Source organism: Actinomycetota bacterium (assembly GCA_014360645.1).
Classification (GTDB): domain Bacteria; phylum Actinomycetota; class Geothermincolia; order Geothermincolales; family RBG-13-55-18; genus Solincola_B.
Window position 1 is genome coordinate 1 of record JACIXD010000011.1, and the last position, 15309, is coordinate 15309.

General features: G+C 56.0%; 10 protein-coding genes, 2 tRNA genes and 1 pseudogene. 2 read left to right on the forward strand and 11 right to left on the reverse strand.

What is annotated here, in order from left to right:
- Positions 1 to 165 precede the first annotated feature (165 nt).
- From H5T74_10385 to H5T74_10420, 8 genes are all read right to left on the reverse strand, one after another.
- Positions 166 to 366, reverse strand: coding sequence for a hypothetical protein (locus tag H5T74_10385; GenBank protein ID MBC7230783.1), 201 nt, complete (start codon positions 364 to 366; stop codon positions 166 to 168).
- Positions 367 to 928: 562 nt separating this feature from the next.
- Positions 929 to 1012, reverse strand: a tRNA-Ser gene (locus H5T74_10390).
- A gap of 985 nt (positions 1013 to 1997) precedes the next feature.
- Entirely contained in the window at positions 1998 to 4490 is a 2493-nt protein-coding gene (locus H5T74_10395) for a DEAD/DEAH box helicase family protein (protein MBC7230784.1), read from the reverse strand.
- Positions 4491 to 4492: 2 nt separating this feature from the next.
- Entirely contained in the window at positions 4493 to 6502 is a 2010-nt protein-coding gene (locus tag H5T74_10400; GenBank protein ID MBC7230785.1) for a site-specific DNA-methyltransferase, read from the reverse strand.
- A gap of 684 nt (positions 6503 to 7186) precedes the next feature.
- Positions 7187 to 7918 (reverse strand): hypothetical protein, encoded by a 732-nt coding sequence (locus tag H5T74_10405; GenBank protein MBC7230786.1) that lies wholly within the window; start codon positions 7916 to 7918, stop codon positions 7187 to 7189.
- A complete protein-coding gene (locus H5T74_10410; protein MBC7230787.1) occupies positions 7915 to 9870 on the reverse strand; it encodes a hypothetical protein in 1956 nt (651 codons plus the stop codon). The genes H5T74_10405 and H5T74_10410 overlap by 4 nt, the downstream gene beginning before the upstream one ends.
- Positions 9857 to 10054: a helix-turn-helix domain-containing protein gene (locus tag H5T74_10415; GenBank protein MBC7230788.1), complete on the reverse strand. Its 198-nt coding sequence runs from the start codon at positions 10052 to 10054 to the stop codon at positions 9857 to 9859. The genes H5T74_10410 and H5T74_10415 overlap by 14 nt, the downstream gene beginning before the upstream one ends.
- Positions 10051 to 10278 (reverse strand): helix-turn-helix transcriptional regulator, encoded by a 228-nt coding sequence (locus H5T74_10420; protein MBC7230789.1) that lies wholly within the window; start codon positions 10276 to 10278, stop codon positions 10051 to 10053. The genes H5T74_10415 and H5T74_10420 overlap by 4 nt, the downstream gene beginning before the upstream one ends.
- Before the next feature lie 79 nt (positions 10279 to 10357).
- On the opposite strand from H5T74_10420, the gene H5T74_10425 reads away from it, so the two are divergent.
- Both H5T74_10425 and H5T74_10430 read left to right on the forward strand, forming a co-directional pair.
- A complete protein-coding gene (locus H5T74_10425) occupies positions 10358 to 11311 on the forward strand; it encodes a hypothetical protein (GenBank protein ID MBC7230790.1) in 954 nt (317 codons plus the stop codon).
- A 68-nt stretch (positions 11312 to 11379) separates the two neighbouring features.
- Positions 11380 to 11838 (forward strand): annotated as a pseudogene (locus tag H5T74_10430) (phage integrase SAM-like domain-containing protein).
- 317 nt (positions 11839 to 12155) lie between these two features.
- On the opposite strand, the gene H5T74_10435 reads toward H5T74_10430, so the two are convergent.
- The 3 genes from H5T74_10435 to H5T74_10445 all read right to left on the reverse strand — a co-directional run bounded on the left by H5T74_10435 (position 12156) and on the right by H5T74_10445 (position 14699).
- Positions 12156 to 12231: transfer RNA gene (locus H5T74_10435), tRNA-Ile, on the reverse strand.
- Between the two features lie 96 nt (positions 12232 to 12327).
- Entirely contained in the window at positions 12328 to 13989 is a 1662-nt protein-coding gene (locus tag H5T74_10440) for a hypothetical protein (protein ID MBC7230791.1), read from the reverse strand.
- Entirely contained in the window at positions 13983 to 14699 is a 717-nt protein-coding gene (locus H5T74_10445; GenBank protein MBC7230792.1) for an endonuclease III, read from the reverse strand. The genes H5T74_10440 and H5T74_10445 overlap by 7 nt, the downstream gene beginning before the upstream one ends.
- Positions 14700 to 15309 lie beyond the last annotated feature (610 nt).

The window sequence follows — 15309 nt, forward strand, 5'->3', positions numbered from 1 at the left end:
CTACCGTTCTGCCGGCAGGTTGAAACGTTCAAACCCCGGTTTCCTCCTTTCCCCTCGAAGATCCTTGAAGCCACGGGGTGAAAGATGCCCTCCGGAGCGATATCCGAAGATGCTTGACCGCTCAAGGTGGGCTGCATATGCAGTTACCTTTCCTTTTGAGCGGTTTCAGGTCGGAGCTAAGGCCAGAGACCTGATGTGGGCAAGAACCTCGGCGAAGAGAACACCCGAGATAGCCACCTCCGCCATCTGGAATATGGTCCTTCTGGCATGATTTATGACCCTTGCACCGCGAAATCCCAGCCTAAGATGGGCGTCAAAATCAAGCCTCAAACCCGCGTTTTCCGCTTCACCCGCAAGGTTATCCATGTTTATCCCCCCTGTATTGCTGCTGCCGCTGTATTGATGGCTATTTTAGCAATACAAGCGCAGAATCCTTGCTATTTGATACAAGAAATCCGGGTTCATAGGTCTGGACCCCTTTCCATCGGTTGCTTTGTTTGCGCTTAACAACCGATATGGTAGTCCAGACCGCTATCAATTTACAGACAGTATAAGACGTGACCCGCTATTGAGCCGATGGTGCCGAGTAGGTGAGTAATGAGTTATAAGCATAGCAAGGAAGTAGGGAAAACCCTTGACCGCCTCAGGGAGCTATTGGGGCTCGCCGCCTTCTCTTAGTCGTAGAGACGGGCAATCAGCCAGATGACGATGATGAACTGAGCGGGGCTAACTACGAATCCAGGCCAGACAGATTCCCTATAGAGATCATTCAGAGGATAACCGAAGTGTTTGCTGAGGAATGGATTCTTGAGCGAGAAATCCGACTAAGCGATGAGGATATTCTTGCCTTACAAGAGGGAGTGTTAGGAGAAGACTCTTAGTAGAAAAACCAGGCCGGAGAATGTGCCCTCCGACCTGCGGTTTTACTTGGTGGGCCCAGTAGGACTCGAACCTACGCCACGCGGATTATGAGTCCGTTTATTCGGGTTATTACCAAATATTGCATTCTCCCTGCTAGGGGCCTTAATGGGCCTAAAATCCGCATGAATACAGGGAAATTAGGCCTTTCCCTTCATGTACCTACATATCCCTACGTTTTTCTTCATGCGGCTCAATCTTCCGGCGTATTTCCGGCGCGTTATTTGCGTAATGCAAGGTATATTATAGCAGGACCTGGAGGGGTCCACGGGCGTACTCCCGGGCTTGGATGCGCGGGAGGGGCGGTGGATGAAGGATGGGTAGAAAAGGTCGGAGGGGCAGGGGGGTGGTCGGCCAGGTCCTCTATGTTGGGGACGTGCGAGGACGGATGTTCGCCGTGATGGGGACTACCACGCCTGCTGGAGACAAGGCTGCGGAAGATTTGAAAGGGAAAGATCGTGAGAAGGAGGGGAGTTTTTTGGCAGATATGATATTGATGAGGATTTCGAGCGCAAGAGTTTTGGCTACGTGTTGCCCGGGGACCAAGCCCCGGAGAAGCTCGATACTCTTCGACTAAGATAAGAGGTCATCGCCCCCTGTTCTTCGCGAAAGAGATTTTCGCTTGGGTGAAGGGGACCCCCGAGTACGCCTCCGAAATAACCCACTACGGGTCTTGAGGCCTCCGGGAAGCCGGGAGAGGGGTTCGCTCCTCAAAAAGGTTTCCCGGGCCCCGTCTTCCCAGCGGAGCCTTCTGTTGAAAAAGAAAGGCCCACAGCTTCAGTTGAGGATCACAATTATGGGCACTCTAGTTTTGGGATGCAAGGGGTAGGTTTCATTTACGTATAAGCAATCCTATCCGAATCGAATACGTTAAACGGCACGTCACTCGAGTATCTCAGGATACCACCTACGGAAACCGGAGCCGACACTGGCGCACCCAGCACACACATCAGGCCGTGGATATACAGGTTTCTCCGCCCTTGTTGAAAACATCCCTCAACCAGAGGCCCGGAGGTTGAATCTACGAACTTTTAAAGATCCAGGCTCGGTAGCGGATAATCGGCTGATCTCCGCCAATTTTATCCCTCCAGCTTGGCCTCAAGCTCGGATTTGAAGTCCCTGTAAGTGCCGTTTCCTAGCGCCTCGAAGAAGAGGTCAAAGCTTTTAGGGGAGAGGAATTTGAAATAATACCGCTGCTCTTTCTGCAGGTTGTTGACCCTTTTGAAATGTTCTTTAGCATACCGGAGCTTTGCCCTGTTCTCATCGGAGACGTCGTTGTCCATTTTAATTTCCACTACGATAATATCCTTCCCCACCCTGATAAAGAAATCGGGATTGAAACTTCCCTGCTTAGGATGCTCTCCCTTGCGCCAGGAGTATTCAATGCTGTAGAAGCCGACATCTGGGGACTTGATCCAGGCATCTATCACCTTGGCCGTCTGCTCGGCGGTCAACCCCCGGATGAACTTCCTCTCAGGCTCTGAGCTCGCAAAGACCACGTTAAGGGGGGTCTTGAAGTTGTATACGTTCTCAATTTTGATAATGGCTGATCGCGGAAGGCTCTCATCCTCCTCAAGCTCCTTCAGTATCTTTCTATCCGCCACCGCCCCCTGCTTCATGGAATAGTCATCCCAAAATACCGTGCTGTCACGGCGGAGGGATCCCACCCCTAAGGAGTTCTTCTTTATCTCTTTGGTATTTATCTTGATGAGGTTCTTCGGTTCGATCTTTAAACTGAGGCTCTTTGCTCCCTTTCTTTTTATTACGCCGAATGCAGCCAGGGTCTGATTGCGGTTTGTCTCGCTCACCCTTCCGCTCTTGTCTCCGATTTTCTCAAGAGACTTTCTGATGATATCCTCAATTTTTTCTTTGGTGAAGATTTTGCTGTATTCGGTCCCCGCTTCCTGGTCAAAAATCAGTAGGCGGTTGAAGACGTCGTGCGCCACCTCCTCGACGGAATAAAGCTTGAACTCGATCAGTGTCCTTTTTACATCCTGCTCCCCGGTGACGGCCATGGCATAGGTGGTGCTCTTTTCTACTGTTTCAGCCTGGCTCGAGTAGTTGATATAGCCTTTCTTCAGGAGCTGGTAGGGGTCTTCTTGAGGATACTTAACCTCCTCCTCGATTCGCTCGTAGTCAATGTTATAAAGATCGAAGTTGTAATCCTTTTTCTTTGCCACCGGGTAGGAATGTATGCGCTTTTCGATCTCCAATACCTCATCCACCAAGTGCTTGATGTGGCTTGACCATTTGTCATGGTTAAAAACGATTACCACCGGCTGACTGCCTCTGTAGACCTCCGGTATCCGCAAGCCTCTTCCTAGCACCTGGGCGATGAGAAGTTTGGAGTTAAACGCCCTTTCTTCGTGGGGAACGATCTGAAAGACATTTTTCACGTCCCAGCCCTCGGAGAGCATACTGACGGAGGTAATCCATTCAATCGGATTCTCTTTTTCATCCACACGACGCAGGATGGGGATATTGCTCTTATGCTCGTTGGCAGAGGTTACGATCAAGACCTTCTTCGCCGCCTGCTCTTTGCTGATATTTTCCCTTTTAGCGAGGAAATCGATCAGTCTATCGGTGAGACGTTTGCAGGCGGCGATGTCCTTGGTGACCATGATGGTGAGGGGCTTTACCTCGCGATATTTGACTTTCTTATTCTCAATGTGATTGTCGTAAATCTTTTGAAATTTTTCGTCCTCGCTCCCGGAAGAATCCTCCGCCACGTAACGGATGGTTTTCACGTATTTCTCCTCAATGGCGTCACTCAGGGAAAAGCGGTGAATAACATCTGTAAAATAATCATCTCCTATATAGCAGGTGCCGGAAACGTTCACGATGAATTTGAACCCATATCTGGGGTCAAGTAAAAACTCCTTCCATTTTTTGAGAGCCGTATCGGAGGGGCTCATCAGGTGGTGGGCCTCATCGTTCAACACCAGTGTCCGTTCCCCTTTCCCAACAAGGCTGTCCTCGATAGCGGATCTGGTATTGATGTAGGTAGCGTGGATGTTCTCGATGCAGATGTCCCCTTTTTGGATGGTGTTGGAGGCGTTGATTATGCGGGGATTGGCTATCTTGGCATCCGTGGGCAGAAGGTCTTTGAGGGTCCTATCGGCGGAGAGGGCTCGGAACTTCTCCGTCAAACCAACTTCAATGGTGTTAGAGGGACAGAGGACCAGCACCTGATCCACGGCTCCCTCGGCAAGCATTATGCGGGCGATGCCATACATCACAAAGCTTTTGCCGGTGGCCGTGGCGTGGTCCAGGGAACAGGAGAGCTTATCCGGCAGTTGTAGATGACTCGAGAAATCCTCAAAGGAGGAATATTTCTCCTGGAGTTTGGGGTTGTTGCGGTAGTTTTCCTCCGCCAGTTCCTTGAGGCACTGGTATTCCCCGCCCAAAAAGTAACGCACCGTCACCCTGACGGCCTCTTTCTGATACTCCCTGTCCCCACAGAGGGCGTCCAGGAATGCCTCGTATTTATTCGGATCAAACCTCGTGGGGTCGTAGTTGGGGGATACCTTGAGGACCAAATCCTTATTTTGAAAGGTCTGGCGGTCAAGCATAGCTACTTACCCCTCTTCCCTTCGAAATCGGACAGGGTTTTTATCTCCCGCCTCTCGTTTCCAAAGATGTCCATATAAATCACCATCATCTGCCCCTTGACCTTATCTTTACCAAAACGAACTTCGTAGCCATTCTTTTTGAGCTCTTCGGCGTAGAAGACCTCGTCTAGGTCAAAGACCTCCCCGTCGAAATCGTAGTCCAACATGACCATGGAAAGCGTCTCAAGGTTGGCAAACTCAAGGGGCTTCCGGGATATGACCTTGCTTTCGAACTTCTCAATCTTTATGACGCATTCTTTTGTCCCTTCTCCCAACTTCTGCTGCCCCTTCTTGTCGTCAATGAAGTATTTGCACTCCACCGTCGGCACCTGAATGAAGTCAAAGCCTACGGCGTCCACTGTGTCGTTGATATCCATCTCGCTCACAGGTTGTTTGATCTTGGTAAACCCCCGGTTGTGAATCTCCTCGATAATGGAATAGGGGATTCGGAGGATGAAGTATTTCGTGCTTCCCTTCTCGATGTAGTCCTCCAGGAAGCGCACCGAGGCGGCGGGGGCGATTATGAAGAAGCGTCTGCCGATTCTCTCTTCCAGATGCCTGTGTAGATCGTCGATGAAACCTCGGTCCAACATAACATCCTTGTGTTTCTGGTAATTGAAGACCAAAACACCGTCCGCCCCCAAGTAGCCGTCCAGTTCGATCTTGGAAATCTCGTGCTTCTCATCTCGGCATTGAAATAGTTTTAGGGCAAACTCCCGATACTGCTCCCAAGGTAGATTCTTGAGCATTTGGTAATCGTAAAGACCGGCGTTATAAAGGGTAAATGGCCTGCACGGCTTGCCGTATTTCTTTTTTTTCTGGGGATCCCCCAAATTCTTGCTCTCGGCGATGTTCAAGAGGCGCTTCTGTATAGTGTATATAGCAAGCTTCCCACAATCCACACCAATCCATCTACGGCCTAACCTCTCTGCCACGGCAAGCGTGGTGCCTGAGCCAGCAAAGCAGTCCAGGATAATGTCACCAGGGTTGGAGGACATTTGGATTAAACGGTTTAAAAGTTTCTCAGGTTTCTGAGTAGGATAGCCTGTAAGTTCAGATTTCCCAGCCTGGTCTGCTTTATAAGCTCTTGGATCAGCATAAATTTGTTGAATGTCATACCATACAGTGGAGGCAGGCATACCTTTACTATCATCTAAATATTGTTTCTCCCAAATTATATTTCCGTCTTTATCTCTACCACGTTGCCGTTTTCGATATCTCCTGCCCTGCTCATCTTCATACTTGAACCAGTCATTGATATATTTTTCACTGTATGGAAGGTAGACTTGATTATAGACATGTTTTCCATAATGTTTGGCATACCCAATCAATGTTTCATGTGATCGAACAAGTTTACTTCCTCCTACTCTTCCACCTGACGGGCTACCGTAATTCCAGATTATTTCGGTAATGAAATTGTACTCCCCAAATATCTCATCCATCAGCACTTTGATGTAATGAACCTTTTTCCAGTCCAAATGCACATAAATACTTCCATCCTCACTCAACAATTCACGTAGGAAAACCAACCTTTTTCTCAAAAACTCAAGAAAATTTGCTCCAGCAATCTTATCCTGGTAAGCTTTCTGATTCTGGCTTCCCTGAAATTCCTGCCTTGTAGCAAAAGGCGGATCAATATAAACCAGCCTCACCCCCGGTGTTCCATCAGCGCTCTTTAATTTTCCCTCCTGCTTCATCAGTAGGAGGGTTTTGAGGACCTGGAGGTTGTCCCCGAAGATGAGCATATTCGTCCAACCACTACCATCCTCACCGTTGCGAAAGGTCTTGACCGGCTGTAAGGGAACGGCCATTGTATCGGACAGGATGTCTTCTTCCCGCTCCTTGTTGGCATAGGCGAGCTCGTATTCCTTCTTGGCATCAAAGAGGACCGTCTTGTAGTCCTCCGACAAAGGCTTGCCTTCCTTGAGGAGGCTTGCGATCTGCTCAATCTCCTGATCAGAAAGTTTACGCATTGGCGTTACCCTCGCTCTTCCCTCTTTATCGCCCAGTCCTTCCTCTCCTCTCAATCGGCCTCGGAGGATTGAAACGACATGAACGTTCTGGCTCTTTTTTTCTTAATTTCTAAGTCTTTCTCCTTCAGGAATAAACATTTCTCCCAGGTTAACTCAATGGTCGTCTACTTTTTATAAATTTAAACTTATTTTACGATTAGTCCGTTGATTCAGGAAGGGATGGCCAGCCGCAACATGTGCTTACGTCATGGGCTTAAGCACGCCTACATTTGAATTGTTTTTGGAATAAGGACTTAAGGGGACATCTAAAGAGCTTCCCTTCTTGCCCCTGACAGCTTACGCTTCATTGCTTCAGCACCTAGTGCACCCATCGCCGCTGCCTGGAGGGCGACTGGACGACCAGAGTTTTTTTAAACCCCTTACCCGGACGAGTTCGCGCCTTCTGGGGCTACTCAGTGCGTTAGGGCCTATGTCTGCAGGGCTCCATAAACCTAATCGCGGGAATAGTCCTCACACATGAGGGGCTGTAAGTCCAGGACGTGTGGGTACGCGCAATATACCCGTAACCAAAATATGGGTTAACCCTTTATCCGGAAAAGATCGTATCCCTTATGGCAATGCCGGTAGGGGTTAGGTAAGGCCATGAGGGGCGGACTAGGACTACCTTTGATCGGTCGACCCCCCCTATCCAATTTTGCGGTCGCTTAAAGATGACTTGGCCGCGGTACCCGCTTGTAGCTCACAGAAACTGCCCATGCCTATCCCCTCTTGGCCTGTCGACGCATGGTCGATACGGTCCCGGAGGGCACGTAGTATCGCCACCCTCTCATCGCCGGTCCACAGGTCGGGATCACCGTTTATCTCGGCGAGCAGGCGCCCCCACCTCGCCCGCCACGCCACAAGCTCACGGAGATAGGCGATCGCCTCGGCCTTGTTTTGAGGCCCACCGTTCCGCCAGGCGCGCTCATCTACGGCCGCCTTCGCGGCGTAAGCCGCATCCCACGCGCTCAACAGCTCGGGGTCAAGCGGCCTGGGCATGCCTCGCTCGATCTCGTGGCTTGCGCGGCGACACGCCTCCCGTAACCGGCGGATGCGGGCGTGGGGGTCGGGCCGGAGGTCTTCCCGCCTTGAGTGACGGAGGCGCAAGCGGTCTGCCCAGTAGTCTACGGCGCCCTTGGTGTCCGTGTTGAGCATGAGGGCGGACACGTCCAGCACGTCCCCGCCCTTGTTGCACGCGTAACACCACGCCCGCCCCTCACGGCGATACACGGCCAGGGAGGGGGCCCTGTCCTCATGCCAGGGACAGCGGGCCATCACCGGGTCCCTGGAGCGGGAGGGGACGGATAGGCCGAAGTGGGCCAGGGCCTCCTCGATGGTCACACGGGCTTTTATCTCGTCGATGAGGCCATAATTCATGACGCCACCCTCCCGAGCTCCTGCCAAAGGTGCTCCGGGACAAGCGTCCCATGGGGCCTGGTCTCCGCCTCCCCCAGGGCCTCATGGGGGGTCATCCAGCACCGGTCGCCGGAGACGACCACAAGCCTCCACCCGCCCTCATACAAGGCCTCCTGTAAGGGGATGGCGGCCAGGACGGGGTCGCCGAACAGATACTCCCAGGGATAGATGCCCCCGGCGAGCTCGGCCACCAGGGTTTTACATCTTGGCCGTAGCTCTATGCGGTGGGGTTTTTCGACCAGGACGACGACGCCGGAGTCCTCCCCGGAATCCTCAAGCTGGGGTTGAGGGTTTGTAGGGGGAGTTATATTTAAAATAGGTGTTTTAGGTTGCACGGTTGCACACCCTTCGTATTTTCCCTGTTCAGAGGGGGTGTTTTCGTGTGCAACCTTAAAAACAAGAGGTTGCACACCCTCCGAGGTTGCACACTCGCTCTGTGCAACTTCCTCCTCTGTGCAACCTTGAAAATCGAGGTTGCACAAAGGTTGCACACCATCATTTACCTGCGAAAACGCCCCTGTTTGTGCAACTGTGCAACCTTTCTCCGGATAATAACGTGTAATAAACCGGGTTACCCTTTCCGCCTTCCAAATATAACCCGAGTACTGCTTGCCCTCCCGGCGGAAGCGGACGGGCTCAAGGCCTACTGCCCGCCGGAGTAGGTTCCCCGCCCTGGTGGTGTTGCTCCGGTCCTCCGGGTTCCACCCTAGCGCCTCCACCACCTCGGCCACCGATATACGCCCCTCCGCGTCCGGCTCCAGGCCGGCCAGCGCCTCCGCAAGCTCCGCCTCCATACAGTCCCGCTCATCCGCGGTGTAGCGGTGTATCTGCCCGGCCACCGCCTCCCGAAACTCCTGGTCCCTCGAGGGGTCCAAGAGGAGGAGGAGGGAGTGTAAGGAGCTCACCAGTTCGTCCAGCCGACCATTCGCAAGCCGCGGCGCCTCCGGAAGCGACGCGCCGTAATAGGCAAGACGGAGCGCCGTCAATTTCACCCGGAGAGGGCGCCCATCCTCTGGGCACACCCACCGGGAGAGGGGTTGGGTCGTCGTCGCCATCACGCCGGAGAGGGAACGGGTGACCAGGGCGCGGGGGATGGAAAGGTTGGCCTTCCCATCGCCCGCGATGGCCGTGGGCCCAAAGACATTGAAGGCTTGGATCTCAAAACTCTTCGGCTTGCACCTTATCACGGCGACCCCGCGCTTATAACGATTATTCAGTATCGCCTGAAGGTCCGCCTTATCGTTCCCGCTGATACGGGATTCGTCCACAAGGAAGGTGGGCTTCCAGGCCTCCGCGGTGCGGAAGATCGCCGCGGGAGTCAGGACGGTTGTGAAGAGGGGCCGGAAGGCCACCGCCGCCAAGGTCTCAAGGACCCTTGTCTTCCCGGAACCGTAAGGCCCCGAGAGGTAGAGATATGGCAGGACATTAAAGCTTTCCTGCAAATATCCCTGTATGGTCCATAGGGATAATATCAAGGGCGGAAGTTCTTCCGGTAGCTCGGTATGTTGGCCGACAAACTCTTCCAACTCCCGGATGAGCGCGGGAGGGTCCAGCTCACTCCCCAACACCTCCTCCGCCTCTAGGGGCTCACCGAAGAGTTTGGTAAAATCGGTATGAGGGATGCCCGGTCTCCCCTCATACTCCAACTGGCGATAGACTCCCTTATCCGCCATGAGGAAGGCCGGGGCCCCATTGTCTTTCACGATCTCCACCAGGCCGGGGAGATACGTGATGGGCACGGGTTTAATCTTGCCTGAACGGCGGGCAAGGTCCCCCTCCGCCGCCCCCGTGGGGCCGTGGCCGTTGTCGCCCGCGCCCTTCGGGACGTCCAATATGCTGATCTCCCCGTCCAGGACCCGCTCATAGGGGTTCACCCCCTTAAGGGGGGGATTGTCCAGGTTATCGAGGTTCATCGTCCAGGTCCTTTCTCACGGGCTTCCGGAGGGTGGCGATGACCTCCTCCGGTGCAAACCGGTAATACTTGCCAGCTTTAATCACGGGGATTTCCCCACGGCGGGCCATCCTGCAGACCTGGGCATACGGAACCCCCAAGATCGCCCCTAACTCCTTCGCATTTACGAGTGCCCTTTCCATCATTTTCCTCCTTTGTTTCGCTTTTTATCCCCTCCCTCGAGTTCCGGCCACAGGTCCGCTGGCAGGACGCCCAGGGCCTCCGCGATCTCCCGGCGGATCCGCGGATAAGGGCGTATATGGCCAGCCTCGATCATGGCGATAAGGGCGCGGGATACGCCGCATTTCTCCGCGAGATCGGCCTGCGTCATTCCCCGGTTCTTTCTCAGGGAAGTGCTTGTTATTGACATCTTGTCCACCTCCAGTTATCATGTTTTCAAACGCTGTAAATAACATAACATATTAACTTAACTGTACAGTAAGGGTAACATGAATCGGGAAGCGCTCAAGCGGAGAATCGAGGAGGAGCTCACGCAGGAGATCTCCCTGGACCTGCTTGATTACTGCATCGGCCAATTATTCGATGACTCCTGGAAGGAGAAGTTCACGGAGGAAGACCTCGAGAATATCCTTGATTTTATTTATAACGAGCTACCACATCCCGGAGCAGGAGTGCCGCGAAGGATCCGGAAGAGAAAATCAGCCCCCGGCCCGCCGAGCAATAGGGCGCGATATGAGAACGAGCGCAAGGCCCGACAATGGGATAGGGTCATAAGACAGATCCGCGCTGAGTTCTTAGGCCAGGAGGAGCCGCTCACCCGGGAGAAAGCCGATAAGTGGAGGCGCTCCCATCAGGCGGATGAGTTCGCGTATCGTCTCGAGATTATTGTCTCAAAAGAAACCCTGGAGAAGATCCTCAAAATGGAGGACGTCCTCGTCGCCTCCAGGGAGGAAGAAACTTTTTTTGAGCTCGGTATGCAGTCCGGGGACCGCCACCTTTCGCGCTTTAAACTGAGGTGTCAGGCGTTGGCGGATAAGATAGGCTTCCCACTCGAGGATACGATGCGCCTGGTGCTCTTCGGGGAGGTCCCGGAGACCTTGACCTGGATGACGGTATATGCCGCGTCCTACGGGGCCTTCGGCATATCTTCGGCGGGTTTCACCATCAGCGGAGATCTCCGGGAGAAGCCGCACGAGATCGCACGCCTTTACCGGGAGAGGCGCAAGGCGTTTATGGAGGCCTTCGGGGAGAGGATACACCTGCCGCTCCCAAAGGAAAGAAACTTCAAGACCGAGCTCCTTCTCGCGTTCAAGGAAGAGACGCCGTCGATGTCGTGGAGGGAGCGGCTTGAGGCCTGGAATGAGAGGTTCCCGGAATACGCCTATAAGACGGAAGCATCTATGCGGGTCGCTCACTCGAAGGCCAAAAGGAAGGGGGTTTAGGTGGCAACGATGGCAGTGACATACAGCTGTCACCTTTGCGGGATATAATCCCCTTGAGGAGGGAGGAGATGGCCTACATCCGAAGACGCGAGTACCCTTCCGGCAAGGTCAGCTACTACGTCGGCTTCAAGGACCAACACGGACGCTGGAGGGAGAAGGTGGCCGGCCCCAGGCGCAAGGACGCCGAGGCGCTCCTCCGGCGCGTCCTGGAGGAGGTGACACGGGGGACCTTCGGGGAGGAGAGGGAGGACCCCACCTTTGCCGAGTTCGCGGCTCGGTTCCTTGAGGCCAAAAAAGGCGAGATCAAGGCCTCCAACTACGCCGATTACGAGCAGGTCCTGCGAAACCACCTGGTACCCTTCTTCGGCAAGACGAGACTTTCCGCGATAACCCCCGCCAGGGTTCAGGATTTCCTCTCCTGGGAGGGGGAGCGGGGGACCTCCCCCGCCACCACCGGGAAGGTCTATCGCGTCCTCAAGGTCGTTCTCCGCCACGCCCTGGCCTTGGAGCTTATAAACCGGGACCCCACCGTGGCCATAAGGCCGCCGCGGGTCGAAAGGAAAGAGATGGACTACCTGACGCCGGAGGAGGTCGAGGCCCTCCTGGACAATCGTCACCATGGACACCTACGCCCATCTCTTTCCGGGCTCTTACGACCGCGCCCTGAAGCGGATGGAGGCCATGTTCTCCCGAGACCTCAAGGTCGTGGACATCACCGGGAGGAGGAGATGAGGGACGGCCTCGCGGCGCAAACTTCCGGCGTATTTCGGGCGCGCCCACAAGCGACCCCTCCCGTAAAAGGAAACCAGGCCGGAGAATATGCCCTCCGACCTGCGGTTTTACTTGGTGGGCCCAGTAGGACTCGAACCTACGACACGCGGATTATGAGTCCGCTGCTCTGCCGACTGAGCTATGGGCCCTCGCTCGTTTCCAGAGCACTATTATAACCCATGGGGTCCGGCGGACAACAAGGATGACTTAGAAGGGGCGTCCCTTCCTCGCCTCGATGCTCCTTTTCACCGCTCGCCCTCTGGTCCCTCCTCGACGACTTGCATGCCGGGTGCCGTGCCGGGCGGCATCAGGCCTCCCGCCTCATGTGGCATGCCGCCCGTTGGGCCTGATGGACCTGGGGGCGGGGGTACCCGGGTCTGCGGCATGGCGGGCGTGCCGGGGGGCGGCGGGACGTTCAGGGGTGGTTGCGGGGGCGGGGGGTAGAAATACGGCCCGCGCGGAGCGCCGGTGGGCGTGGCCGGAGACCCGGGCAGCCTGCGGTTGACGACCAGCATAGCCACCACCAAGGCCAGGCCCAGCACCAGCATGCCCACCACCACCGTCACCACCAGCCAGGTGAGGTCGGTCTCGGCGCCTGTGGTCTCCTCGCCTTCCTCCAGCGCCCCTTCCGTTATAGCCTCTCCCTCCTCGCCCAGGAAGGAGAGAGTCTTGCGGAAGGGCATCTCCTCCGTTGACTGCGCCAGCCAGGTCCTGTCGCCGTCGATCTTTATGCCGAGGTGGTAGTCCTGGGTCTTCCAGGTCTTCCAGGCCCCTGTCGCCCTGCCCTCCACGGCCTCCTTCCCGAAACGTCCTTTCACGTACTCCAGGTAGGCTGACACGAACTCCTGCGCATCCTTCGCGCTGTCCCATACGTATTCCTGCACCAGCACCTTCGCGCCGGCGTCGTTGCTGTAGTAATGGTAATAATTGCCACCCCATCCTTCCGCAGCGCGCTCGGCGGCGCTCTTGCGCATATAGGGTTTCAGGAGCTCGAAGACGTCGAACTCCCCCAGCACGTTGTCGTAGTCCAGCTTGAACCCCTCACCCAGGATGGGAGAGAGGTCCTCCAGGCTCACCTTCAATGCCCCCTCGCCTCCGAGGTATTTCTCGGGATGGTAGATCTGCTCCGTGGTGGTGGGGGGGTTGGCGAAGGCCGCATCCACCGCTGCGAAACCTCCCCTCTTGTGGATGTAACGCACGAAGTCGGCGCCCTCTGTGTAGGGGAAGAGCAAGCCGTCCCGTATGTATTCGGGGGCGCTGTCCAGCACCTGGCTGGAATAGTCGCCGCTCTCCAGCTGCATCTTCAGCATATCGGAGACGTCGACGTACTCCGTGAGCCAGAACTCGGAGGCGATCATGGCGTCCCCCTCCACCAGGCAGGTGGCCGCGAAGGAGGCGTCGTCGTCGGTCTTGACCTCGGCGTCCTCCGGGTCATGGAAAGGGGGACGCATGAGGTCGAAGTTCGCATCCTGTAGGTAATGCACGAACTCGTGCGACAGGGTGTAGCGGTCCGTGACGCTCATGGATTCCTGCTCCTCGGAGATGAGGTAGAGTCCATCGTCCTCGGGATCGTAAAAGCCCGCTATCTGCTCGGTGAGGAGGGCGATGTAGAACTGCTTGAGGTCGAGGTCCGGGTCTATGAACCCCAGCATCTCCATGATCTCCTCGGCGTCATTCATCTCCTCCTCGGGGTTGTCCTTCTCGAAGTCCTCGAGCATGCGCTCCTCGAGCTGTTCCCGGGAGAGGAAGTTGACCTTGATGTCGGGGCTTGCCTGGAGCCTCCGGATGGCTTTTGTCTGCTCGAAGACCTCCTCTATCTGCGTTCGCGTCCCCTGCGCGAAAGCCAGGGGGACGGAAAAGATGAGCACGAGCACGACGGGGATCATCGCCAGTCTGGGTCTCAGCATCTTCCGTTCCTTTCCATCGCAGGTCTGGCCTCCCGACCCCGCCCCCGGACGGCTTCTTGCGCCTCGCCGCACTCTCCGCCCACGCCGACACGAGGGCATATTTCCTTCAGACAGCATACAGGGCAGAGAGGTTTCCTCGCCCCGCATACCTTTCTGCCGTGCTCGATCAGATTGAGGTGCAGCCTGAACTTTATATCGTCAGGGACCGCCGCGTCCATGATATCGTGCGCCTTATCCGCCGAGGCGCCGGCAGGTATGAGCCCCAGCCGCTTGCCGACTCTCAGGATATGGGTGTCCACGGGGAAAAAGGGGTGTCCGAGCTGGAAGAGGAGCAGCACCGCCGCGGTCTTCCTCCCCACTCCCGGCAGTCCCAAAAGGTACGCGAGGGCCTCCTCCGGCCCCATGGCGCCCAGGAACTCCAGGGAATACGAGCCCGAGCGAAGGCGTGCCGTCTCCAGGATGTCCTTGATGCGTGCCGCTTTGATGTGGGATATGCCCCCGCTCCTGATGGCTTCCTCGATCTCCGAGACGGTCGCCGCCGCCGCCTCCTCCCAGTCGGGAAAGCGCCTCTTGAGGTCGCCGAAGGCTCGGTGGGAGTTCACGTCGCTGGTGTTCTGGGAGAGGACGGTGTGCACCAGGCCGTCGAGGAGAGTGGGAAACCTCGGGCTCCAGGGGCGGTCTCCGTAACAGCCTTCGAGTAGGCGGTCCACCTCACCGACCTTTGCGGTCGCGCCAGGGAGCGGCGCGGAATAAGTCCCGCGTGATTCCGCCCGCCGTTTTTTCTCTCCTTCCTTCAACCCTTGCATTCCTCCCTGATCTCACCATCCCTTTCCGGCGTACGGGGTCTTCTCGTTACCCCATGAGGGGATGCGGCTCCATTCCCGCTCATGACGTTTCCCGCGTGAAGACGCGTCGGGCCGGGTGAGATCCTCTCCGTGCCCTGCACGGGCATCTCAATACGGAGGCGCCATACCCCGGGGTAGATGGCTGCCCGCCTCTCCCTCGCAGCCGGAAAGCTTCCTGCCGCGACCAGCCGGCCAAGTCCTCATCTCCGGGCCTGCGATCTCACGCCCGCCCTCCCATCATTATCGCCGCAATCCGCGACGTTCTCCAAACCCTCCGCGCGGCTCGCTCATCGGGAGGCGCCCTGCCGCGCGGTAACGGTCCCGGCACGATGCCGGCCTCTCTCCTCCTGGTCCGGCCATGTCGGCCCATATACGCCACGGCTGCTCTCCCGTCCCCGCCTTTCACGCATGATCAAGCGAGCCGTCAACACCGGCGTGTGTCGTTTTCATCCGAAACCCCCCGCAACATCCGCCA

What these genes read in the sequence shown, in the direction of transcription:
- H5T74_10385 (MBC7230783.1), bottom strand. Translation starts at nt 366, where the DNA reads ATGGATAACCTTGCGGGTGAAGCGGAAAACGCGGGTTTGAGGCTTGAT.
- H5T74_10395 (MBC7230784.1), bottom strand. Translation starts at nt 4,490, where the DNA reads ATGCTTGACCGCCAGACCTTTCAAAATAAGGATTTGGTCCTCAAGGTA.
- H5T74_10400 (MBC7230785.1), bottom strand. Translation starts at nt 6,502, where the DNA reads ATGCGTAAACTTTCTGATCAGGAGATTGAGCAGATCGCAAGCCTCCTC.
- H5T74_10405 (MBC7230786.1), bottom strand. Translation starts at nt 7,918, where the DNA reads ATGAATTATGGCCTCATCGACGAGATAAAAGCCCGTGTGACCATCGAG.
- H5T74_10410 (MBC7230787.1), bottom strand. Translation starts at nt 9,870, where the DNA reads ATGAACCTCGATAACCTGGACAATCCCCCCCTTAAGGGGGTGAACCCC.
- H5T74_10415 (MBC7230788.1), bottom strand. Translation starts at nt 10,054, where the DNA reads ATGATGGAAAGGGCACTCGTAAATGCGAAGGAGTTAGGGGCGATCTTG.
- H5T74_10420 (MBC7230789.1), bottom strand. Translation starts at nt 10,278, where the DNA reads ATGTCAATAACAAGCACTTCCCTGAGAAAGAACCGGGGAATGACGCAG.
- H5T74_10425 (MBC7230790.1), top strand. Translation starts at nt 10,358, where the DNA reads ATGAATCGGGAAGCGCTCAAGCGGAGAATCGAGGAGGAGCTCACGCAG.
- H5T74_10440 (MBC7230791.1), bottom strand. Translation starts at nt 13,989, where the DNA reads ATGCTGAGACCCAGACTGGCGATGATCCCCGTCGTGCTCGTGCTCATC.